The sequence below is a fragment of the Agromyces sp. Root1464 genome, from assembly GCF_001427265.1.
In the GTDB taxonomy this organism is placed as follows: Bacteria; Actinomycetota; Actinomycetes; order Actinomycetales; family Microbacteriaceae; genus Agromyces; species Agromyces fucosus.
On record NZ_LMFU01000002.1, the window covers coordinates 1,398,881 to 1,420,795 of the forward strand.

Here is a 21,915-nt window from a genome sequence, read left to right on the forward strand (position 1 = left end):
AGGACCGACCATGATCGACTGGATTCAGATCTTCTCCAACGCGGCGCAGGAGCTCATCAGCCCCACGACCGCGGCATACGCACTGGCGGCCCTCGGCCTCGCGATCCACTTCGGATACACGGGACTGCTGAACTTCGGGCAGGCGGGCTTCATGGCCCTCGGCGCGTACGGTTACGCCATCTCGGTGCTCTCCTTCAACCTGCCGGTGTGGGCCGCGGTGCTCGTCGGCATCGGTGCTTCCGTCGTGTTCGCACTGATCCTCGGCATCCCGACCCTGCGTCTCCGTGCCGACTACCTGGCGATCGTCACGATCGCGGCCGCCGAGATCCTGCGGCTCGTCTTCACGACGAACACGTTCGAGGCCATCACCGGCTCGGCGCAGGGCCTGAACGGCTACAAGGGCAGCTTCGCGGCCCTGAACCCGATTCCGAAGGGCACCTACGGCTTCGGCCCGTTCCAGTACAACGAGTACGACTGGTGGCTGCGGATCGTCGGATGGACCGTCGTGGTGCTTCTGGCACTGCTCACCTGGCTCATCATGCGCAGCCCCTGGGGCCGCGTCATCAAGGGCATCCGCGAAGATGAAGACGCGGTTCGCGCCCTGGGCAAGAACGTCTACTCGTACAAGATGCAGAGCCTCATCCTCGGTGGTGTCTACGGCACCCTCGCCGGAATGATCTTCATCCTGCCTCGAGCGGTCGTGCCGGCGAACTACCAGACGTCGCTCACCTTCTTCGTCTACGCGATCCTGCTCCTCGGCGGGGCCGCCACGATCCTCGGGCCCATCATCGGCTCGATGATCTTCTGGGTGCTGCTCTCCTTCTTCTCGGGCTTCATCTCCCGTGCAGTGGAGGCGGGCTGGCTCCCGTTCATGACGCAGGTGCAGGCCGGACAGCTCCGGTTCATCCTCGTCGGAATCGCGATCATGCTGATCGTGATCTTCAGGCCTCAGGGCATCTTCGGAAACAAGAAGGAGCTGGCCTTTGTCAAGTGATGTCACTCCCACGTCCAAGCCGGTGAAGACCACCGGCCTCCACATCGGCGAAGCAGAACCGGGATGCCGCAAGGTCGACCCGATCCTCATCGCCGACGGGGTCACCCGCACGTTCGGTGGCCTGAAAGCGGTCGACGTCGACCACGTCGAGATCCCCCGCGGTGCGATCACGGCCCTCATCGGCCCGAACGGCGCCGGCAAGACCACGTTCTTCAACCTGCTCACGGGCTTCGACAAGCCCGACACCGGCAAGTGGGAGTTCGAGGGGCGCTCGCTCGCGCACGTGCCCGCCTATCGAGTGGCTCGCATGGGCCTCATCCGCACCTTCCAGTTGACGAAGGCACTGGGCCTGCTCAGCGTGCTCGACAACATGAAGCTCGGCGCGAAGGGCCAGAGCGGAGAGAACCTCTTCCGCGCGGTCTTCCCGTTCATCTGGCGCAAGCAGGAGGAGGAGATCGAGGCGAAGGCGGTCGAGCTGCTCACGCGGTTCAAGCTCGACGCGAAGCAGACCGACTACGCGGCGAGCCTCTCGGGCGGGCAGCGCAAGCTGCTCGAGATGGCTCGGGCCCTCATGAGCGACCCGACGCTCGTAATGCTCGACGAGCCGATGGCCGGTGTGAACCCGGCGCTCACGCAGTCGCTGCTCGACCACATCCTCGACCTCAAGTCGCAGGGCATGACGGTACTGTTCGTCGAGCACGACATGCACATGGTCCGCCACATCGCCGACTGGGTCGTGGTCATGGCCGAGGGGCGCATCGTGGCGGAGGGCGATCCGCACACCGTCATGGAGAACCCCGCCGTGATCGACGCCTACCTCGGCGCGCACCACGACACCGATCTCGGTGCCACCGAGACCGAGAACGTCGAAGCCATCAAGGAGCTCATCGATGACGAACAGTGAATCCGCCGCGAGCGCGGTGATCGAACCCGTCGGCGACGAGGTCGTCGCGGTCGACGCCGTCACCGCTGGCTACCTGCCCGGAGTCAACATTCTGAACTCGTGCTCGCTGGTGGCGCGACAGGGTGAGCTCATCGGCATCATCGGCCCGAACGGTGCCGGCAAGTCGACGCTCCTCAAGTCCATCTTCGGACTCGTGAAGGTGCGCGAGGGGCAGATCCGTCTGAACGGCGAGGAGATCACGAACCTGAAGGCGAACAAGCTCGTCGCCAAGGGTGTGGGCTTCGTGCCGCAGACGAACAACGTGTTCCCGTCGCTCACCATCCAGGAGAACCTCGAGATGGGCCTGTTCCAGAAGCCCAAGGGGTTGAAGGAGCGACTCGAGTTCGTGACCGAGATCTTCCCCGAACTCGGCAAGCGGCTCGGCCAGCGCGCCGGCTCGCTGTCGGGTGGCGAACGTCAGATGGTCGCCATGTCGCGTGCGCTCATGATGGGCCCGCACGTGCTGCTCCTCGACGAGCCGAGCGCCGGCCTGTCGCCGGTGCGTCAAGACGAGGCGTTCCTGCGCGTCAAGGAGATCAACCGCGCGGGCGTCACGACCATCATGGTCGAGCAGAACGCCCGGCGGTGCCTGCAGATCTGCGACCGCGGCTACGTGCTCGACCAGGGCCGCGACGCCTACACGGGCACTGGCCGCGACCTGCTGAACGATCCGAAGGTCATCGGCCTCTACCTGGGCACGCTCGGGCAGGACTGACCGGCACACCGGTGCGACAAGAGGGGCGGATGCTGCAGCATCCGCCCCTCTTCGCTGCCCGCGCGCCCTGCGGTCGCGCCGCCGCTCGCCCGATCACGCCATCGACGTGCTCGGCCCTGCCGCCGGCCCCAGCTGCCGGCGCCGCGGGGCCGCCTGAATGCCGCTCGGCGCGGTCAGCTCCGGGATGCCTGATGCGGGCCACAGCGTCCCGCTGTCGCCCGCCTGCGGCCGCCTACGCCAGGTCGAGACCTCGACGAGCCTCGGCAAGCCGCAGTGAACGATCGACGCACCGGAAAGTCGGCGCGATCGCGCTGCGCCGGGTTGCAGGACGAGACCGCCGCCACACCGCGACGCGACGGCGTGTCGCTCGTCCGGTCCTGCGACTCGGCGTCGGCGTATCGCCCGTCGACCAGCGACGGCACGGCCGCGCCGGGCGCCAGGCTCCGGACATGCGAAAGCGGGCCCCGGCCGAAGCCGGGACCCGCTCACGTTGTACCCGTACTAGTTGATGCGGGTGTACTTGTTGTCGTCGCCGTACTCGTAGACGCCGATGGTCGCCTCGGTCGGGTCACCGTGCTCGTCGAGCGTGATGGGACCGGAAGCACCGTCGAAGTCGATCTGCTTGCCCTCTGCGAGCAGCGCAGCGCCGTCTTCGAAGGTCGTGACCTTCTCGCCGTCGCCCGAGCCGCCAGACACCTGACGCAGGTACTTGGCGATGTCGGCACCCTCGGTGCTGTTCGCCGCGTACGCCGCGAGGGCGATGAGGACCGTTGCGTCGTACGACTCGGGGCCGTAGCTGAAGTCGGCGAGGTCCGGGTCGACTCCGAGGAGTCGGTCGCGGAAGTCGTCTTCGAGCTTCGGGCCGGGCAGCGTGCCCTTCGAGCCGGCGATGAGGCCGGGCGCGAAGTCCGCGCTGTAGTCGGACAGGTTGCCGTCGACGAAGTAGAGCTGGTCGCCGGGGTAGCCCGAGCCGACGAGCGCCGGCACGACGACCTTCGCCTCGTCGAACGTGATGACTGCGACGGCGTCGGGGTTCGAGGCCGAGATGGCCGAGAGCTGCGCGTCGAAGTTCGAGTCGCCCGTGTTGAAGAGCTCTTCGGCGACGACTTCGCCACCGGCTGCTTCGAACGACGCCTTGGTCGCGGCCGCGAGGCCGGTGCCGTAGGGGTCGTTCAGCACGAGCAGGCCGAGCGTCGAGTGACCGTCGTCGGCGATCTGGGTGCCGAGCACCTCGCCCTGGAGCAGGTCGGAGGGCGCCGTGCGGAAGTACAGGCCGGCGTCTTCGTACTCGGTGAAGTCGGGCGAGGTGTTCGCCGGAGAGAACTGCACGACTCCCGCCGAGGTGATCTGGTCGATCACGGTGAAGGAGACACCCGACGACGCGGCACCGATGATCGCCGAGACGTCCTGCGAGAGCAGGTCGGTCACGGAGACGGTGGCGATGTCGGTCGTGGTGTCGCCGGAGTCGCGGTAGACGACCTCCATGCTCAAGCCGGAGTCCGCGTCGTTGACCTCCTGTGCGCCAAGGCCCACACCGGCCTCCTCGGGCGGGCCGAGGAATGCGAGCGTGCCGCTCTGGGGAAGGATCGTGCCGACCTTGAGGGTCAGGTCACGGTCACCGGCCTCGATGGGCAGGGCGTCGCCGGCGGTGTCGTCGCCCGGCTCTTCCGTCTCGGTCGACGGCGTGCCGCCCGACGCGCACGCAGACAGGAGAAGGGTGCTGACGCCGGCAATGGCGAGACCCGTCCAGGCTGCGCGAGCCGAACGCTTGGCCGTGGCCTTCGCGAATACGCTCATGTTGCTCCTTGGGACTGAAGGAATTGGTACACAATGCAGCGCCATGGTGACGCCGTTGTCTGACAGTATTCCGCGCCCATGGCGGAAACAAGACGCTGCGGTCACAACCGTGTAACACCGCATCAATCGTTACCCTGCCGACACCTCGGCGGGGTTCGACGCACGGAATCGGCGGAAACGCGAGCTTTCACGCGAGGATCGCGCGCACGCGGCATCCGCTCGCCCGACCGCGTCGCCGCGTCGTTCGCAGGGCTCGACGACGCCTCAGGCGGGCTCGGCGATCACCCTGCGCGAGGCGTGCACGCCGCGGATGAGGTCGACCGTCAGTACGATGAGCGCGAGCCACACCAGTCCGAATCCGACCCAGCGCTCCGGCGGCATCGGCTCCTGCAGGATGAGCACCCCGACGAGGAACTGGATGAACGGCGCGAAGTACTGGATGAAGCCCATGAAGATGAGCGGCAACCGGCGCGAGGCCGCGGCGAACAGCAGGAGGGGCACCGCGGTGACCGCGCCGAGCCCGATCAGGAGGAGCGTGTGCCACACGCTGACGGTGCCGATCGTGAGCCCGGTCGTCATCGCCACGAAGACGAGCTGCACGACCGCGAGCGGCGCCAGCCAGACGGTCTCGAGCGTCAGGCCCGAGACGGCATCGACCTTGGGCCCGACGCGCTTCTTGATGAGGCCGTAGAACCCGAACGAGAACGCCAGGACGAGCGCGATCCACGGCAGCTGCCCGTAGCCGAGGGCGAGCACGATCACCGCGACGATCGAGATGCCGACCGCGGTCCATTGCGTCGGATTCAGTCGCTCGCGCTGCACGAAGACGCCGAGGAACACCGTGACGATGGGGTTGATGAAATAGCCGAGGGACGCTTCGACGACCTGGTTCGTCGTCGCGGCGAACACGTAGGTCTGCCAGTTGATGAAGATGAGCACGCCCGCGAGGCCCATCGTGAGCACGATGCGCCGATCGCGGAGCAGCACGGCGAGCGCACGCCAGGCCCGCGTCACCAGGATGAGCAGGGCGCAGAAGACGAGCGAGAAGAGCACCCGCCACGCCACGATCTCGACCGGGCCGGACGGAGCCAGCGCGATGAAGTAGATCGGCAGGAAGCCCCAGAGCCCGTAGGCGGCGATGGCATAGACGAGCCCCGAGCGGCTGACGCCGTCCGGCGGACTCGCCGCAGAGGGGACCTGGGTCTCGGAGCGGGATGACACCTGCACAGACTACGCCCGAGCACCGACCGCGATCGGCGGGCCGGTCAGCCCTGCCGGGTCGAGGCGCGGCCGCGGCGGTGCGCCGGTACATTCGCAGACGCAGCGGATGTCGCGGCGCTCGGGGCCCGGAATACGACGAGGCCCGGACACCCCATGGGGTGTCCGGGCCTCGGATCGATCGTGTCGCGCGTCAGCGGACGACGACGGCGAGCACGTCGCGAGCCGACAGGACGAGGAGGTCCTCGCCGCCGAACTTGACCTCGGTGCCGCCGTACTTCGAGTAGATCACCTTGTCGCCGACTGCGACGTCGAGCGGGACGCGGTTGCCGTTGTCATCGATGCGGCCGGGGCCCACTGCCACGACCTCGCCCTCCTGGGGCTTCTCCTTGGCAGTGTCGGGGATGACCAGACCGGATGCGGTGGTCTGCTCGGCCTCGACCTGCTTGATGACGATGCGATCCTCGAGCGGCTTGATGGAAACCGACACGGTTGACCCCTTCTCTCTGTGAAGAAAACTGTCTTGACGAAGACTTGGTTAGCAGCCTCAGAGCGAGAGTGCTAAGGCGAGTCTAGGCGCGATTTGGCACTCGTGCAACGTGAGTGCCAGCCCGTTCAGCCACTGGCGAAACACAGCCCGACGCGAGGGCTCCACCGCAGCCGAGCGTCGGGCTCGCGGTACTAGCGTTGCCGCCGGGATGGGGATTCGTATCGCACCGTGCCGTCGGGCTCGCGGTGCTAGCGTTGCCGCCGGGATGGGGATTCGTATCGCACCGTGCCGTCGGGCCCGCGGTGCTAGCGTTGCCGGGTGGATCGCGCCGAACTCGTCGAACTGCTCTCCCCTGAGGGCCTCACCCTGCTCGACGGACTGCCCGACTGGGATTCGAAGGCCGACATCGTCAAGACCGTCGCAGACCTCCGCAAGCAGGGGCACCCGCCGACCCTCGTCGCCGCCGTGCTCAGCCAGGCGAAGCTCCGCGCGAAGGCCGAGGCGAAGTTCGGCCCGTTCGCCTCGCGCATGCTCTTCACCGAGGCCGGGCTCGAGCAGGCCACCCGACTGAAGGTCGCAGCCCTGCATGCCGGGCGATTCTCGCGCGCCGGCGTGCGCCACGTCGCCGACCTCGGCTGCGGCATCGGCGGCGATGCGCTGGCGATGGCCGCCATCGACCTCGAGGTCACCGCGGCCGAGGCCGACGAGGTCACCGCCGCGATCGCCGCCTACAACCTCACGCCGTTCTCCCACGTCCGCGTGCTGCACGAGGCCGCCGAGAATGTCGCCCTCGGCGGGATCGACGGCGCCTGGCTCGACCCGGCGAGACGCACGACCACCGGTGGCACGACGACGAGGCTCGCGGATGCCTCGGCCTACTCCCCCTCGCTCGACTTCGCCTTCGGCCTCGGCGAGCGCATGCCCGCCGGCGTGAAGCTCGGTCCGGGTACCGACCGCGACGTGATCCCGTCCGACGCCGAGGCGCAGTGGGTCTCGGTCGACGGCGATCTCGTCGAGCTCGGCGTCTGGTTGGGATCGGTCGCCCGGCCAGGCATCCGCCGCGCCGCGCTCGTCATCCGCGGCGACGCCGCGCAGGAGCTGACCGCCGACGCCGACAGCGAGGATGCTCCCGTCGGGCCGCTCGGCGAATACGTCTACGAGCCCGACGGCGCGGTGATCCGGGCTCGCCTGATCGGCGACCTCGCGCGCGCGAACGGCGCGTGGATGCTGAGCTCGGGAATCGCCTACCTGACGTCCGACACCGCGTTCGACTCGCCGTTCGCTCGCGGATTCCGCGTGCTCGAACGGCTGCCGGCCGACGAACGCCAGTTGCGCCAGGCCCTCGCGGCACGTGGTGTCGGCACGCTCGAGATCAAGAAGCGAGGCGTCGATGTCGACCCGGCGCAGCTCCGCACACGGCTGAAGCTGAAGGGCGCCGCCTCCGCGACCATCGTGCTGACGCGAGAGGCCGGTCGACACGTCGCACTGCTCGTCGAGCGAATCTGACGACGCGCGGGATCAGCGCGGGAGCGCCCCGAAGACGATCGCGTAGTAGCCGATCCAGACGGCCGAGAACACGAGTCCGGCGAGCCCGGTGCCGATGCCGACGAAGGCGAGCGTGCGGCCGTGCTCCTCGCGGCGGAGCCCGAGTACGCCGAACACGATCGCGGCGATCGAGAGCGGCAGCATCCAGCCGACGAAGAGCGAGGCCGCCGCGCCGAGGATGCCGACGACCGCAGCCACCCAGCTGTACACCCGCCGCTGCGTCTGCTCCTCGGCCTCTTCGACCGTGTCGAGGCCCGGTCGGTGCACGATGAGGAGCTGGCCGGTCGAGATCGACTGCAGCTGACCCGTGTCGAACGGCACCTCGAACTCGCGCACGGCGGGCTCGGCCCGGAACGTCGGCTCCGCCGGCTGGAACGGGGCGAGCGGGTCGGTCGTCGCCAGAGCTTCGGCCGACTCATCGGTCGAAGCCGACGGCGCCCGGAAGGGCGGCGTCGGCATGGCCGTCGACTCGCCGCCCCCCGAAACGCGATCGGTGGCCTCGTGGGTCTCGCCGTCGGGCGAAGCGCGCTCCCCCGAAACGCGATCGATGGACTCGTGGGTCTCGCCGTCGGGCGAAGCGCGCTCCCCCGAAACGCGATCGATGGACTCGTGGGACTGGCCGTCGGGCGAAGCCCCCTGAACGCGTTCGGGGGACTCGCCGTCGGGCGAAGCCCCCTCACGCTCGGTCATCGGATGCCCCTCAGTAGTAGTAGTCCCCGTAGCCGGCGAAGAACACGCCCCACAGCACGAGCGACAGCAGCGCGATGCCGATGCCGACGAAGCCGAGGATGATGCCGGTGAGCCACATGCCCTTGGCGGCGGGTTCCTTCTTCTTGCCGAGGAAGCCGAGCACGACGGCGGCAGCCGGGATGAAGAGCTGCAGGATGCCTCCGATGAACGGCATGAAGACGACGAAGAAGCCGAGCACGCCCACGATGCCCGCGATGAGCGAGATCAGGCTGAGCACGGGTGTCGGCTTCGACGGCGCGGCAGGAGCGTACGCGCCACCGTAGGCGGGCTGCGCGGGAGCGCCGTACGCCGGTGAGGCCGGCTGCGCAGGAGCGCCGTATGCCGGCGGGGCGGGCGGCGTCGGAGCGCCGTAGCTCGGCGGAGCGGGCGGCACGGGTGCGCCGTAGCTCGGAGCAGCGGGCGGGGCAGGCGGAGCCGGCGGCGCGGGGGGCTCGGGTGCTGCGGGGGGCTCGGGTGCCGACGGGACCTCTGGCACGTCGGGCGCCGAGGCGACGGGAGCCGCCTCGACGGGGACGACCGGTTCGGGCTCGTTCGGCGCCGTCGGCTCCGGCACGCTCGGCAGGTCGGGCTCGGGCTCGCTCGGCACCAGGGGCTCAGGCACCTCGGGCACCTCGGGCTCCTCGGGGAGATCAGGGTTCTTGGGGTCGCTCATGGCTGCCTCAGTAGGTTCCGTACGTGTTGCCGTAGCTCGCGAGGACGGCGAACGCGATGATCGCGATGATGATGAAGATGACGCCGATGAGGATGCCCACGAAGCCGAGGATGATGCCGGTCAGCCACATGCCCTTCGACGCCGGCTCCTTCTTCTTGGCGATGAAGCCGAGCACGACCGCGGCGATCGAGAAGAGCAGGCCGAAGTAGAAGAACGACCCGACGATGCCGACGATGCCGCCCACGAGCGACAGGATGCTGAGCACCTGCGCCGGCTTGGCCGGTGCGGAGGCGTACGCGGGCGCGGCGGGCGGAGCCTGCCCGTAGGCGGGTGCGGCGGGTGCGGGCTGGCCGTACACCGGCGCCTCGGGAGCAGCGGGAGCTGCGGCCGGCGGCACGGGTGCGGCCGGTGCGGCCGGCGGGACCGGCGCAGAAGCCGGCGGCACGGGCGGGACCGGCGGAACGGCGGGCTGCTCAGGAAGGTTCGGATCGGTCACGGTGTGGGTTCCCCTCGATGTGGACGAATGCGTTCCCGCCACAGTGGCAGGCGCAGTCGGGCGCCGTCAGCGACGGCGGCATCCGGTCTCCCGCACACACTATCGCGCCGCGCGCGCGGGCGCACGGACTACGCGGTACCTGCCGCCATCTGGATCTCGGTGGCCGGCAGGGTCGAGTCGGCTCCGAAATCGAGCGTCGACGGCGGATGTCCCGCCATGACGAGCTGCGCGCCGAGGGCCGCGATCATCGCGCCGTTGTCGGTGCAGAGCGACAGCGGCGGAATGCGGAGGGCGATGCCCGCGGCATCCGCTCGCTCGATCGCCACCTCGCGGAGGCGCGCATTGGCGATCACGCCGCCGCCGAGCAGGAGGCGCGGAACGCCGAGCTCGGTGCATGCGGCGATCGCCTTGGAGACGAGCACGTCGACGACCGCCTCGCGGAAGCTCGCCGCGACGTCGGCGAGCGGCACGGGTTCACCGGCCGCCTCACGCTGTTCGACCCAGCGCGCGACGGACGTCTTCAGGCCGGAGAAGCTGAAGTCGTAGCGGTGGGCCGCGAGGTCCTTCGGCTGCGTGAGTCCACGCGGGAAGCGGATGGCACGCGGATCGCCGCCGATCGCGGCCCGGTCGATCTCGGGGCCGCCCGGGTAGCGCAGCCCGAGGAGCCGGGCGACCTTGTCGAAGGCCTCGCCGGCCGCGTCGTCGATCGTCTCTCCGAGCAGCTCGACGTCGGAGACGAGATCGCGCACGAGCAGCAGCGAGGTGTGCCCGCCGGAGACGAGCAGCGCCACCGTCGGCGTCTCGAGCGGCGCGGCGGTGTCGAGCAGGTCGGCGCCGACGTGGCCGACGAGGTGGTTCACCGCGTAGATCGGCACGTCGAGCGAGAGCGCGAGGGCCTTCGCGGCGCCGACGCCCACCATGAGCGCGCCGGAGAGGCCCGGGCCGCTCGTCACCGCCACGGCGTCGAGCTCGTCGAGGGAAACGGATGCCTCGGCGAGCGCCGCGCGGATCGTCGGGCCGAGCGCTTCGAGGTGGGCCCGCGCGGCGACCTCGGGGACGATGCCGCCGTAGCGTGCGTGCTCGTCCATCGAGGAGGCGATCGTGTTGGCGAGCAGCGTCGTGCCGCGGACGATGCCGACGCCGGTCTCGTCGCACGAGGTCTCGATGCCGAGGATCAGCGGCGCCTCGCGGTTCATCGCTTCGACTCCGTGTCTCGCGAGTCGAGCGCGACCCGCTCGGCGGATGCCGCGCCCGTCGCGCCTGCTGCGCCGGCCCCGGCGGGCCGGGCCACCGCCGGCGGCACCGTGAGTCGCATGTGCACGGCGTCGATGCCGCCGCGGTAGTAGCGACGACGGATGCCGATCTCCTCGAAGCCGAGCGACTCGTAGAGTGCGCGGGCGATGGGATTGTCGGCGCGCACCTCGAGGAAGATCTCGGCGACGTGCCTGCGGCGGGCCTCGGTGATCAGCGCATGCATGAGCCCGCGTCCGAGCCCGATGCCGCGGATCGCCGGCGCGACCGCGATCGTCTGGATGTCGCCCTGTCCGCCGCCCTTGGGCGCGAGGAGGCCGGCGTAGCCGAGCAGCCGGGCCGACTCGTCGTCGGCCTCGTCATCGACCGCGATGAGGTAGAACGCATGGGGGCTCTCGAGCTCGCGGCGCATCGCGTCTTCGGGCCACGCATCGTCTTCGAAGGTCTCGCGCTCGAGCACCATGATGCGGTCGAGGTCGCCGACCTTCGCACGCCGCATGAACACGCTCATCGCAGCACCTTCTTGCCGGCCGATGGCGTCACGTCGGGCGCGCGCAGGTAGATCGGCGCATCGGTCGTGAGCGGCAGTCGCCGCGCCGCGTATGCGAGCTCGGCGAGCATGCCGATGGCGCCTGCCGACACGATCGTCGCGTCGAAGCGGATGCCGCGTGCCGCGGGCACCTCGCCGCGCGGCACGAGCCCGGGGCCGGCGATGCGCACGGGCAGCCCGTCGCCGTCGAGTCCGTCGTACTCGGAGACGGCGAACTCGCGTCGACGCGCGTCGGTGACGACCTGCAGCGGTCCGGCGTCGCCGGACGAGTACCTGCTCCAGGCGATCGCATCGTGGCTGACCACGGGCACGAAGGGCCGGTCGATGCCGAGGGCGAAGGCGTGGGCGGCCGCGATGCCGACGCGAAGGCCCGTGAACGGCCCCGGCCCCATGCCCGCGGCGACGCCTGACAGCTCACGGCGATCGATGCCGGATGCCGCGAGCGCATCCCTGATGAACCCGCCGATCACTTCGGCGTGCCGCATCGTGTCGTCGGTGCCGGTCTCGGCGAGGCGGCGCAGTTCGCCCGTGGCCGGATCGCGATCGACGACGGCGACACTCGTGCCCGTCGAGGTGTCGATCGCGAGAAGCATGCCCTCAAGCCTACGCGGGCGGAGCGTACGGGGTGTCCGCCCAGCGGGGGCCGTGTCCGGTCGCGGTGACGATGCGGGGTTCGTCGGCGTCGAGTGCCGGCTCGAGGCCGACGCGGTCGTCGGCGTCGACGTCGCCGTCGCCGTCGATGGACGCGCTGCCCGCGACATCCGTTGGCGGATCGACGACGCTCGCTCCCGTCGGTCGCTCGATGACGATCTCGAGCCAGGAGTCGGTCATGTCCTCCACGAGACCGGCGCCCCACTCCACGACGACGACCGAGTGGTCGAAGTCGAGGTCGAGGTCCTCGAGCAGGGCCGCGCTGCCGAGCCGGTACGCGTCGACGTGCACGAGCGGAGCACCGCCGACGAGACTCGGGTGCGTGCGCGCGAGCACGAACGTCGGGCTCTGCACCGGCCCGCGTATGCCGAGTCCGGCGCCGATGCCACGGGTGAGCGTGGTCTTGCCCGCGCCGAGCGGGCCGGTGAGCACGACGACGTCGCCGGCCCGCAGCACGCCGCCGAGTTCGCGACCGAAGGCCTCCATGGCCTCTGTGTCGGACGCCTCGAACCGCATCAGGCCTCGCCGAGGTAGCGGCGGGGCACGCGCGGGCCGATGCGGGTGACGATCTCGTAGCCGATGGTGTCGGCGGCGTCGCCCCAGTCGTCGGCCGACGGCGCTCCCGTTCGCGGGTCGCCGAACAGCACGACTTCGTCGCCCGTCGCGACGTGATCATCGCCGACGTCGACCACGAACTGGTCCATCGCGATCCGGCCGACGACCGGGCGCCGGGCACCCGCGATCCAGACCTCGGCTCGGCTCGAGGCCTGGCGCGGGATGCCGTCGGCGTAGCCGAGCGGCACGAGCGCGAGGTTCGTCGGGCGATCGGCGCGCCAGGTGTGCCCGTAGGAGACGCCGGTGCCGGGCTCGACGCGTCGCACCGCGGCGACTCGCGCCCGCAGGGTCATCGCCGGGCGGAGGCCGAGCTCCGCGGCGGTCGTGCCGTCGCAGAACGGGGGGATGCCGTACGCGCCGATGCCGATGCGCACGAGGTCGAGACGTGTAGCGGGCAGGCGCAGCGCCCCTGCCGTCGAGGCGAGGTGCCGCAGCTCGGGTCGGAGCCCGGCGGCGCGCGCCTGCTCGACCCCGTGCTCGAACGCCGCGAGCTGCGCGGCGTCCTCGTCGGGCGAGGTGTTCGCGAGGTGACTGAACACACCGCGCACGAGCACGTGTTCCGCGACCTCGAGCTCGGCCGCGCGCGCGACGGTGCCCGCCCAGTGCTCGGGTGCCACGCCGCTGCGGCTGAGTCCGGTGTCGAGCTTCAGGTGCACCCTGGCGGTTCGACCGACGGATGCCGCGGCGTCGGCGATCGCCTCGAGCTGGCCGAGCGAGGAGACGCCGAGGTCGATGTCGCGCGCGATCGCGGGACCGAAGTCGGCGCCCGGGTCGTGGAGCCACGCGAGGACCGGCGCACCGATGTCAGCATCGCGGAGCGCGTGCGCCTCGGCGATGTCGGCGACGCCGAGCCACTCGGCCCCGCCCTCGAGCGCGGCTCGGGCCACCGGCACGGCGCCGTGTCCGTAGGCGTTCGCCTTGACCACGGCCATCGTGCGCGCGGGTGCCACGGCCGCGGCGAGCATGCGGATGTTCTCGCGCACGGCATCGAGATCGACGACCGCTTCGCGGAACGGCGACGCCGCGGCATCCGGAGCCGCTGAGTGCGGCGCCGCGGTCACGATGCGCTCCCCGTGCCGGTCTCGAGCACGACGAAGGCGCTCGCGATGCCCGCGTCGTGGCTCATCGTGAGATGCACCCGATCGATGCCGAGGCTGCGGGTGAGCTCGGCGATCGCGCCCGACAGCTCGAAGTCGGGGTTGCCGTGCACGTCTTGCACGACGCGCATGTCGTGCCACCTGATGACGGGGTTGCCGCCGAGCGCCTTGATGAGCGCCTCCTTCGCCGCGAACCGGGCGGCGAGCGACCGGGCCGGGCGGTCGCGTTCGCTCTCAGCGAACAGGCGTTCGCGGAGTGCGGGAGTCCGGGCCAGCGACCGCTCGAACCGGGCGATGTCGACGACATCGATGCCGATTCCCGCGATCACGGCGCCGTCTCCCGCACCCGCACGCTCACTCGACCGTGACCGACTTCGCGAGGTTGCGCGGCTGGTCGACGTCGAGGCCCTTCGCCTGCGAGAGCTCCATCGCGAAGATCTGCAGCGGCACCACGGCGAGCAGCGGCTCGAAGAGCGGCGCCGCGAGCGGGATGCGCAGCACCTCGTCGGCGAACGGCAGCACCGCGGCGTCACCTGCCTCGGCGATCGCGATGACCCGCGCGCCGCGAGCGCGGATCTCCTGGATGTTCGAGACGACCTTCGGGTGCAGCGTCGCCGAGCCGCGCGGGCTCGGGACGACCACGAAGACAGGCTGGCCCGGCTCGATGAGGGCGATCGGACCGTGCTTGAGCTCGCCCGCGGCGAAGCCCTCCGCGTGGATGTACGCGAGCTCCTTGAGCTTCAGCGCACCCTCGAGCGCGATCGGGTAGCCGACATGGCGACCGAGGAAGAGCACCGAACGGGTGTCCGCCATCCAGTGCGCGAGCTGCGCGACCTTCTCGGATTCGGCGAGCACGAGTTCGAGCTTCTCGGGCACCGCCTGGAGCTCGTGGAGCTGGACGGCGATCTCCTCGGCCGACAGCGTGCCGCGCACGCGCGCGAGGTGCAGCCCGAAGAGGTAGAGCGCGGCGATCTGCGCGACGAACGCCTTCGTCGAGGCCACTGCGACCTCGGGGCCGGCGTGCGTGTAGACGACGGCGTCGGACTCGCGCGGAATCGTGGCGCCCTGCGTGTTGCAGATCGAGATCGTGCGGGCGCCCTGCTCGCGGGCGTACTTCACGGCCATGAGCGTGTCCATGGTCTCGCCGGACTGGCTGATCGAGACGACGAGCGTGTGGTCGTCGAGCACCGGCTCGCGATAGCGGAACTCGTGGCTGAGCTCGATCTCGACCGGCACTCGTGCCCACTGCTCGATCGCGTACTTCGCGACCATGCCGGCGTAGGAGGCGGTGCCGCACGCGATGACCGTGACGCGACGGATGCCGCGGAGCTCGTCATCGCCGAACGACTCGAGTTCGGGGATCACCACCTGGTCGTCGACGACCCGGCCGAGCAGGGTCTTCGCGACGGCCTCGGGCTGCTCCGAGACCTCCTTGCGCATGAACGACGACCAGCCGCCCTTCTCGGCGGCCGAGGCGTCCCAGGCCACGTCGAACGGCTCGACCTCGACGGGCTGCCCGTCGAAGTCGGTGACGACGACCTCGTCCGCGGTGATCGCCACGATCTGGTCCTGGCCGATCGCCAGGGCGCGCTTCGTGTACTCGACGAACGCCGCGACATCCGACCCCAGGAAGTTCTCGCCGTCGCCGAGACCGATCACGAGCGGCGAGTTGCGGCGCGCGCCGACGACCACGCCCGGCTCCGAGCGGTGCACCGCGAGCAGCGTGAAGGCGCCGTCGAGGCGCGAGACGGTGTTGCGGAAGGCGGCACGCAGGTCGCCGGTCGACTGGTACTCGCGGCCGAGGAGCACCGCGGCGACCTCGGTGTCGGTCTCGCTCTCGAAGGTGTGCCCCTCGGCGAGGAGTTCGGCCTTCAGCTCGGAGAAGTTCTCGATGATGCCGTTGTGGATGAGCGCGAGCCGGCCCTCGTCTCCGAGGTGCGGGTGGGCGTTGCCGTCGGTCGGGCCGCCATGCGTCGCCCAACGCGTGTGGCCGATGCCGGTGCCGCCCCGGTGCAGGGGGTTCGCCTCGAGTTCGTCGGCGAGCACCTTGAGCTTGCCGGCTCGCTTGGCGGTCTCCATGACGCCGTCGTCATCGACGATCGCCACTCCTGCCGAGTCGTAGCCACGGTACTCGAGGCGACGAAGGCCTCCCATAAGGACGTCGAGGCTGTTGCGCTCTCCGACGTATCCGACGATTCCACACATGGAGGCGATTCTACTGGCGCGCTGCTGGGTGCCCGCTCCGCCTGACTACACTGGCACGGTGCCCGATCCGCAGAGTCCGTCGTCGCACGCGGCGCAGATCTCTCCCTTCATCGAGCTCGATCGTGCCGATTGGGCCGCGCTCGCGCCGTCGATGCCCGCTCCCCTGCGGGAGACCGAGATCGTGCAATTGCGCGGGCTCGGCGAGCCGCTCGATCCGCGCGAGGTCGCCGAGGTCTACCTGCCGCTCAGCCGACTGCTGAACCTCTACGTCGGCGGAACGAAGTCGCTGCACAAGGTCACGAGCGAGTTCCTCCGAGAGCGCTTCGAGTCGACGCCCTTCGTGATCGGCGTCGCCGGCTCCGTCGCGGTCGGCAAGTCGACCATCGCGCGGCTGCTGCGCGAGCTGCTCGCCCGCTGGGAGCACACGCCTCGCGTCGAGCTCATCACGACCGACGGATTCCTCTTCCCCAACGCCGAGCTCGAGCGCCGAGGGCTCATGGCGCGCAAGGGCTTCCCCGAGTCCTACGACCGTCGGGCGCTCCTGCGCTTCGTGAGCGAGGTCAAGGCGGGCGCCGCCGAGGTGCGCGCACCGTTCTACTCGCATCTCGCCTACGACATCGTGAAGGATGCGCAGATCACCGTGCGCCGGCCCGACGTGCTCATCGTCGAGGGCCTGAACGTGCTGCAGCCTCCCGGCCCCGGCCACCGTCTCGCGGTCAGCGACCTCTTCGACTTCACGATCTACGTCGACGCCCGCACGAGCGACATCGCCCGGTGGTACGAGGAGCGCTTCCTGAAGCTGCAGCGGGGCGCGTTCGCGAACCCGCGCTCGTACTTCCACAGATTCGCGAGCCTCACCGAGGCCGAGGCGCGGGCGAGGTCGCGCGAGATCTGGCACTCGATCAACGAGCCGAACCTGCTGCAGAACATCCGTCCGACGCGTTCACGCGCGTCGCTCGTGCTCCGGAAGGGCTCCGACCACACGGTCTCGAGCGTGCTGCTCCGCAAGCTCTGAACGAGCGCATCCCTCCGAGCGCGAGGCGCCCGGAGGGATGCGTCGGATCAGGCGATGGAGAGTCGCTCGCGCACCACGGCGGCGAGGGACTCGGCGTGCCGCTCGGCGGCCTCCTGGTCGGCGGCCTCGACCATGACGCGAACCATCGGCTCGGTGCCCGAGGGGCGCAGCAGCACTCGGCCGCTGTCTCCGAGCTCGGCCTCGACGGCGGCCACCGCGGCGGCGATCTCCGCGTCGGCGCCCAGGGCGTGGTGGTCGACCCCGCGAACGTTCACGAGCACCTGCGGGTACACCGTCATGACCGAGGCGAGCTCGGCGATCGACTTGCCCGTGCGCGCCATCTCGGCCGCGAGGTGCAGGCCCGTCAGCACTCCGTCGCCGGTCGTGGCGAACTCGCTCATGATGACGTGGCCCGACTGCTCGCCGCCGAGCGCGAGGCCTTCGGCCGCGAGCGCTTCGAGCACGTAGCGGTCGCCGACCTTGGTCTCGACGACGCGGATGCCGTGCTCGGCCATCGCACGTCGCAGGCCGAGGTTCGACATGACCGTCACGACGAGCGTGTCGTCGGTGAGCGTGCCGCGCTCCTTCATCGAGACGGCGAGGATCGCCATGATCCGGTCGCCGTCGATGATGTTGCCGTCGGCGTCCACCGCGAGGCAGCGATCGGCGTCGCCGTCGTGGGCGATGCCGAGGTCGGCGCCGTGCTCGATGACGGCGGCCTGCAGCTGCTCGAGGTGCGTCGAGCCGACGCCGTCGTTGATGTTCATGCCGTCGGGGTCGGCCCCGATGACGATGACCTCGGCGCCCGCGTCCTTGAACGTCTCGGGCGAGACGCCCGCGGCCGCGCCGTGGGCGCAGTCGAGCACGACCTTGAGGCCGTCGAGGCGGTGCGGCAGCGTACCGAGCAGGTGCACGACGTAGCGGTCCTCGGCATCGGCGAACCGACGGATGCGACCGACGCCGTCGCCGACGGGAGCGAGCTTCTGCTTGCCGAGGAACGACTCGATGCGGTCTTCGACCTCATCGGGAAGCTTCGTGCCGCCGTAGGAGAAGAACTTGATGCCGTTGTCGGGCGCAGGGTTGTGCGACGCCGAGATCATCACGCCGAAGTCGGCGCGGATCGAGTCGATGAGGAACGCCGTCGCGGGGGTCGGGATGACCCCGGCGTCGAGCACGTCGACACCGGAGCTCGCGAGTCCGGCCGACACGGCGGCCGTGAGGAACTCGCCGGAGACACGCGGATCGCGTGCCACGACGGCGACCGGACGCCGGCCGGCGGCGCGAAGCTCGTCGGCGTGGCGCCCTTGGGTGAGGACGGCGGCAGCCGCCTGGGCGAGGCCCAGGGCCAGGTCAGCCGTGAGTTCACGGTTGGCCAGGCCCCGGACCCCGTCGGTTCCGAAAAGCCGAGGCATGTACGGAGAACCGGACGCTGGGATCAGCGCTTCGAGAACTGCGGCGCCTTGCGGGCCTTCTTGAGACCGGCCTTCTTGCGCTCGATGACGCGAGCGTCACGCGTGAGGAAGCCCGACTTCTTGAGCGTCGCGCGGTTGTTCTCGCGGTCGATCTCGTTCAGTGCACGGGCGATGGCGAGACGCAGCGCGCCTGCCTGGCCCGAGGGGCCGCCACCCGTGATCTTCGCGACCACGTCGTACGAGCCGATGAGCTCGAGCACCGTGAACGGGTCGGTGATGAGCTGCTGGTGCAGCTTGTTGGGGAAGTAGGCCGCGAACTCGCGGCCGTTGACGGTGATGTTGCCGGCGCCGGGAACGAGGCGCGCGCGGGCGATCGCCTGCTTGCGACGGCCGACGGCCGCGCCCGACACGTTGAGCACGGCCCGGGGGGCGGTGGGAGCTGCCTCGGGGGCACTCTCGGTGGTGTAGCTCTCGGGAGCCGCTTCGATCTGGTCTGCGATCTTCGCCATGGTGGTGTGAATCCTTATTTCGAGAACGTCGAGGGTGCCGGAATTACTGGGCGACCTGGGTGAGGGTGTACGGCTTCGGCTGCTGAGCCGCGTGCGGGTGCTCCGGGCCGGTGTAGACCTTCAGCTTCTTGAGCTGGGCCCGACCGAGCGAGTTCTTCGGGAGCATGCCGCGGATCGCCTTCTCGACGGCGCGGACGGGGTTCTTCTCGAGGAGCTCGGCGTAGCTGACGGCCGTGAGACCGCCCGGGTAGCCCGAGTGGCGGTAGGCCTTCTTCTGCTCGAGCTTCTGGCCGGTGAGGGCCACCTTGTCGGCGTTGACGATGATGACGAAGTCACCGGTGTCGACGTGGTTCGCGAAGATCGCCTTGTGCTTGCCGCGCAGCAGGGCTGCGGTGTGGCTCGCGAGGCGACCGAGAACGATATCGGTTGCGTCGATGACGACCCAGTCGTGCTGGATGTCGGACGGCTTGGGAGTGAACGTGCGCGTCACGGAACTACTGCTTTCTGATCGAGTGAGGGGTTCGTGAATCCCACTCCGGTGGGTGTTCGACCGCGATGCGTTCGAACGCCCTGGTGGAGGGCTCAACTTCGGATGCCGCCGCAGAGGACGGCACCAAAGGGCAAGCTTAGCGGCTCGAGGGGCACGCGTCCAATCGACGCCGCCTCACCCCCCCCGCATCCGCCTCATCGTCGACCTGGACGTGGAGTCGGCGCCGCGCTCGCGTCTGCGCCGCCCGGATCTCGAGTTCGTGATCATCGGGGTAGCCGACCTCGGTGAGCACGAGCCCCTTCGCCGGCATGACCATGAACGCGTTCGTCCGCTCCCCGGCGCGCAGCAGCTCGGCGGGAGCATCGACGTCGAGGCGGCCCTCGCCGACCGCGACCGCGGCTCCGATCAGCGCGCGAACCATCGAATGGCAGAAGGCGTCGGCTTGCAGCGATGCCACGAGCACGCCATCGGCGTCGCGTCGCCATCGGAAGGACTCCAGGGTGCGGATGGTCGTGGCACCGGCCCGCGGCTTGCAGAACGCGGCGAAGTCGTGCAGGCCGAGCAGGGTGTGCGCTGCGGCATCCATTCGCTCCGTGTCGAGTCCGCGCGGACGCCAGACGGTACGGTGCCGATCCAGTGGATCGCGCGCGGCGGCGGAGTCCGCGATGCGGTACTCGTAGCGGCGCCAGATGGCGGAGAAGCGCGCGTCGAACCCGTCGGGCGCGAGCGAGGCCGCCGTCACCACGACATCGGAATCGGATGCCCCGATGATTCCGGTGAGCCGGCGGAGCAGCACTCCGGGGGGCTCCGCGTCATCCGGCCCGGAGTCGTGCCCACGGCGCGGCCGCGTCACCGACGCCAGTGCCGCCGGCGGAACGTCGAAGTGGGCCACCTGTCCGACGGCGTGCACGCCGGCATCGGTGCGCCCGGCGACCGTCAGTCGCGGCGACGTGCCCGTGCGCCGGAAGAGCACCCCCAAGGCCTCTTCGACGACCCCCTGGACCGTGCGCAGCCCGGGCTGACGGCTCCATCCGTTGAAGTCCGTGCCGTCGTACGCGATCGCGAGCCGCAGGCGGACCTGCTCGGCGTCGGAGGCACCGTCGCCGGACGCGCCGGCGCCTGGCTCCGGGCGGGGACCGGGGCCTGGCGATGCGACGGGTTCGGGGGCGACCATGCCCTCAAGCCTACGAGCGCGCGACGGTGGACGACGCCGGGCTCCGCACCTCGGGCGCCGTGACGGTGTTCTGCACGCGCGATCCGGGGCCGCCCACGATGAGCGCGACCACCGCGACGGTCACGAGCGCCCACCCCAGCAGTCCGTTCTGCCACGGGAGGTAGCCGAGCACGAGCAGCACCCCGACGCCGGCCACCGCGCACGCACTCCACAACAGGACCGCAGCGAGCGGGGTTCGCCGGTCGATCGGCTTCGGCCACCGCGACTCGACGCGCGGCACGATCATGCAGCATCCGGCGATCACGACGGCGATGGCGGCGATCCAGAGCGGACGCGTCGCCCACCACGCCGGCGACAGCACCGGCGGGAACGGCAGCCCGAACGCGAGGTGCAGGGCCGTCACGACAGCCATCGCGAACGTGTGCCAGAGATAGATGACCATGCCGTAGACGCCGAAGACGAAGACCGCGCCCAGCATCGGCCGCCACTGCATCATGCGCCGGATGAGGGGCTGGGCGAGCGCGAACAGGCAGGCCTGCCCGAGCGCGAGGGCGAGGATCGCCAAAGTCGGCGGATTGAGGTTGTCGAGCATGTCGTGCGAGTACCCGAACCAGGTCACGAGCACCCCGATGACGACGTACGCCCCGGCGGCGACGGCGAGGAGCACCAGTCGCGAGCGACGGGCGAACCAGCCGTCGCGGAGGCCGAATCCGAGCTGCTGGGCGAACAGCCACACGAAGATCCAGTTGAGGGCGCCGACCGGCACGTCGAACCCGCGCGTGAGCACGTCGACGACGACGACCGCCCCCACGAGCCCGAGGTAGGCCGGCCATGGAGCGTGGCGATGCAGCCACGACATCATCGGCACGAATGCCGTGCAGATCAGGTAGACGGGAATGAACCAGAGCGGTTCGGCGAGCCGCACCGCGAACGTTCGGAGGAACTCCTCGTCGACGCCCGCGAGGAACATGACCGAGAGCACCGCTCCGACGGCCGCGACGACCCCCACCACGGGCTGCGCCAAGCGGATGGCGCGGATCCGGACGTAGTGGGCGACGGTCTCGCCGTGTCCGCGCAACCGCCGCCACTGCGTGATCGAGGCGAAGCCTCCGCAGATGAAGAACACGGGCATGATCATGAGCGGCCAGGTCGCCCAGGCGAGCGGTTCGAAACCGTCGAGCGCGTTGAACGCGCGCAGCGGATCCCCGCCGATGCCCATCTGCAGGGCATGCAGCAGCACCACGATCGGCAGACAGAAGGCACGGGCGAAATCGATCGAGAGATCCCGGTCGACCGGGATGCGAACGGCGGCCACGCTGCTCCTCTGCGAGCACCGTTGACGGCGG

General features: G+C 70.1%; 23 protein-coding genes. 5 read left to right on the top strand and 18 right to left on the bottom strand.

The annotated features are described in order from the left end of the window. Nucleotides 1-13 precede the first annotated feature (13 nt). The 3 genes from ASD23_RS12060 to ASD23_RS12070 are packed head-to-tail and all read left to right on the top strand — an operon-like array spanning nt 14 to nt 2,652. A complete protein-coding gene (locus ASD23_RS12060) occupies nt 14-994 on the top strand; it encodes a branched-chain amino acid ABC transporter permease (RefSeq protein WP_056013115.1) in 981 nt (326 codons plus the stop codon). After that, nucleotides 984-1,898 carry an ABC transporter ATP-binding protein gene (locus ASD23_RS12065; protein ID WP_056010751.1) on the top strand — a complete coding sequence of 305 codons (915 nt, stop codon included), beginning with the start codon at nt 984-986 and terminating at the stop codon, nt 1,896-1,898. The genes ASD23_RS12060 and ASD23_RS12065 overlap by 11 nt, the downstream gene beginning before the upstream one ends. Then, nucleotides 1,885-2,652 carry an ABC transporter ATP-binding protein gene (locus ASD23_RS12070; protein ID WP_056010754.1) on the top strand — a complete coding sequence of 256 codons (768 nt, stop codon included), beginning with the start codon at nt 1,885-1,887 and terminating at the stop codon, nt 2,650-2,652. The genes ASD23_RS12065 and ASD23_RS12070 overlap by 14 nt, the downstream gene beginning before the upstream one ends. 501 nt (nt 2,653-3,153) lie before the next feature. On the opposite strand, the gene ASD23_RS12075 is transcribed toward ASD23_RS12070, so the two are convergent. From ASD23_RS12075 to groES, 3 genes are all read right to left on the bottom strand, one after another. Next, on the bottom strand, nt 3,154-4,449 hold the full coding sequence (locus tag ASD23_RS12075; protein WP_056010762.1) for an ABC transporter substrate-binding protein: 1,296 nt from the start codon (nt 4,447-4,449) through the stop codon (nt 3,154-3,156). A 264-nt stretch (nt 4,450-4,713) separates the two neighbouring features. Then, entirely contained in the window at nt 4,714-5,670 is a 957-nt protein-coding gene (gene rarD / locus ASD23_RS12080; protein WP_056013118.1) for an EamA family transporter RarD, read from the bottom strand. A 190-nt stretch (nt 5,671-5,860) separates the two neighbouring features. Next, nucleotides 5,861-6,157, bottom strand: coding sequence for a co-chaperone GroES (gene groES, locus ASD23_RS12085; RefSeq protein ID WP_056010764.1), 297 nt, complete (start codon nt 6,155-6,157; stop codon nt 5,861-5,863). A 318-nt stretch (nt 6,158-6,475) separates the two neighbouring features. On the opposite strand from groES, the gene ASD23_RS12090 reads away from it, so the two are divergent. Beyond that, nucleotides 6,476-7,663 carry a class I SAM-dependent methyltransferase gene (locus ASD23_RS12090; RefSeq protein ID WP_056010771.1) on the top strand — a complete coding sequence of 396 codons (1,188 nt, stop codon included), beginning with the start codon at nt 6,476-6,478 and terminating at the stop codon, nt 7,661-7,663. Nucleotides 7,664-7,675: 12 nt separating this feature from the next. Here the strand turns inward: ASD23_RS12090 and ASD23_RS12095 are convergent, their stop codons facing one another. From ASD23_RS12095 to glmS, 10 genes are all read right to left on the bottom strand, one after another. Further along, nucleotides 7,676-8,392 carry a DUF4190 domain-containing protein gene (locus ASD23_RS12095; RefSeq protein ID WP_056010774.1) on the bottom strand — a complete coding sequence of 239 codons (717 nt, stop codon included), beginning with the start codon at nt 8,390-8,392 and terminating at the stop codon, nt 7,676-7,678. Between the two features lie 10 nt (nt 8,393-8,402). Then, nucleotides 8,403-9,104 carry a DUF4190 domain-containing protein gene (locus tag ASD23_RS12100; protein ID WP_056010777.1) on the bottom strand — a complete coding sequence of 234 codons (702 nt, stop codon included), beginning with the start codon at nt 9,102-9,104 and terminating at the stop codon, nt 8,403-8,405. Nucleotides 9,105-9,111: 7 nt separating this feature from the next. Further along, complete coding sequence (locus ASD23_RS12105; protein WP_056010780.1) at nt 9,112-9,600, bottom strand: DUF4190 domain-containing protein; 489 nt, start codon at nt 9,598-9,600, stop codon at nt 9,112-9,114. A gap of 128 nt (nt 9,601-9,728) precedes the next feature. Then, nucleotides 9,729-10,796 (bottom strand): tRNA (adenosine(37)-N6)-threonylcarbamoyltransferase complex transferase subunit TsaD, encoded by a 1,068-nt coding sequence (gene tsaD / locus ASD23_RS12110; RefSeq protein ID WP_056010783.1) that lies wholly within the window; start codon nt 10,794-10,796, stop codon nt 9,729-9,731. After that, the gene (rimI, locus tag ASD23_RS12115; protein WP_082571400.1) at nt 10,793-11,362 is read right to left on the bottom strand and encodes a ribosomal protein S18-alanine N-acetyltransferase; all 570 of its coding nucleotides are present in this window, start codon (nt 11,360-11,362) and stop codon (nt 10,793-10,795) included. Before rimI ends, tsaD begins: the two co-directional genes overlap by 4 nt. Further along, nucleotides 11,359-11,994 (bottom strand): tRNA (adenosine(37)-N6)-threonylcarbamoyltransferase complex dimerization subunit type 1 TsaB, encoded by a 636-nt coding sequence (gene tsaB / locus ASD23_RS12120; RefSeq protein ID WP_056010794.1) that lies wholly within the window; start codon nt 11,992-11,994, stop codon nt 11,359-11,361. Before tsaB ends, rimI begins: the two co-directional genes overlap by 4 nt. Nucleotides 11,995-12,004: 10 nt before the next feature. Continuing rightward, nucleotides 12,005-12,538, bottom strand: coding sequence for a tRNA (adenosine(37)-N6)-threonylcarbamoyltransferase complex ATPase subunit type 1 TsaE (tsaE, locus tag ASD23_RS12125; protein WP_235507729.1), 534 nt, complete (start codon nt 12,536-12,538; stop codon nt 12,005-12,007). A 29-nt stretch (nt 12,539-12,567) separates the two neighbouring features. Beyond that, nucleotides 12,568-13,728: an alanine racemase gene (alr, locus tag ASD23_RS12130; RefSeq protein ID WP_056010800.1), complete on the bottom strand. Its 1,161-nt coding sequence runs from the start codon at nt 13,726-13,728 to the stop codon at nt 12,568-12,570. After that, the gene (locus tag ASD23_RS12135) at nt 13,725-14,093 is read right to left on the bottom strand and encodes a holo-ACP synthase (RefSeq protein WP_056010803.1); all 369 of its coding nucleotides are present in this window, start codon (nt 14,091-14,093) and stop codon (nt 13,725-13,727) included. The genes alr and ASD23_RS12135 overlap by 4 nt, the downstream gene beginning before the upstream one ends. Nucleotides 14,094-14,118: 25 nt before the next feature. Beyond that, nucleotides 14,119-15,969: a glutamine--fructose-6-phosphate transaminase (isomerizing) gene (glmS, locus tag ASD23_RS12140; RefSeq protein WP_056010806.1), complete on the bottom strand. Its 1,851-nt coding sequence runs from the start codon at nt 15,967-15,969 to the stop codon at nt 14,119-14,121. 58 nt (nt 15,970-16,027) lie between these two features. On the opposite strand from glmS, the gene coaA reads away from it, so the two are divergent. After that, nucleotides 16,028-16,984, top strand: coding sequence for a type I pantothenate kinase (gene coaA / locus ASD23_RS12145; RefSeq protein ID WP_056013123.1), 957 nt, complete (start codon nt 16,028-16,030; stop codon nt 16,982-16,984). A gap of 47 nt (nt 16,985-17,031) precedes the next feature. Here the strand turns inward: coaA and glmM are convergent, their stop codons facing one another. The 5 genes from glmM to ASD23_RS12170 all read right to left on the bottom strand — a co-directional run bounded on the left by glmM (nt 17,032) and on the right by ASD23_RS12170 (nt 21,884). Then, on the bottom strand, nt 17,032-18,396 hold the full coding sequence (glmM, locus tag ASD23_RS12150) for a phosphoglucosamine mutase (RefSeq protein WP_056010809.1): 1,365 nt from the start codon (nt 18,394-18,396) through the stop codon (nt 17,032-17,034). 23 nt (nt 18,397-18,419) lie between these two features. Beyond that, nucleotides 18,420-18,905: a 30S ribosomal protein S9 gene (gene rpsI / locus ASD23_RS12155; protein WP_056010812.1), complete on the bottom strand. Its 486-nt coding sequence runs from the start codon at nt 18,903-18,905 to the stop codon at nt 18,420-18,422. A 43-nt stretch (nt 18,906-18,948) separates the two neighbouring features. Beyond that, nucleotides 18,949-19,395, bottom strand: a complete 447-nt coding sequence (rplM, locus tag ASD23_RS12160) for a 50S ribosomal protein L13 (protein WP_056010815.1) — start codon at nt 19,393-19,395, stop codon at nt 18,949-18,951. A gap of 136 nt (nt 19,396-19,531) precedes the next feature. Continuing rightward, the gene (locus tag ASD23_RS12165) at nt 19,532-20,569 is read right to left on the bottom strand and encodes a tRNA pseudouridine synthase A (protein ID WP_082571402.1); all 1,038 of its coding nucleotides are present in this window, start codon (nt 20,567-20,569) and stop codon (nt 19,532-19,534) included. Nucleotides 20,570-20,579: 10 nt separating this feature from the next. Beyond that, nucleotides 20,580-21,884, bottom strand: coding sequence for an acyltransferase family protein (locus ASD23_RS12170; RefSeq protein ID WP_056010818.1), 1,305 nt, complete (start codon nt 21,882-21,884; stop codon nt 20,580-20,582). Nucleotides 21,885-21,915 lie beyond the last annotated feature (31 nt).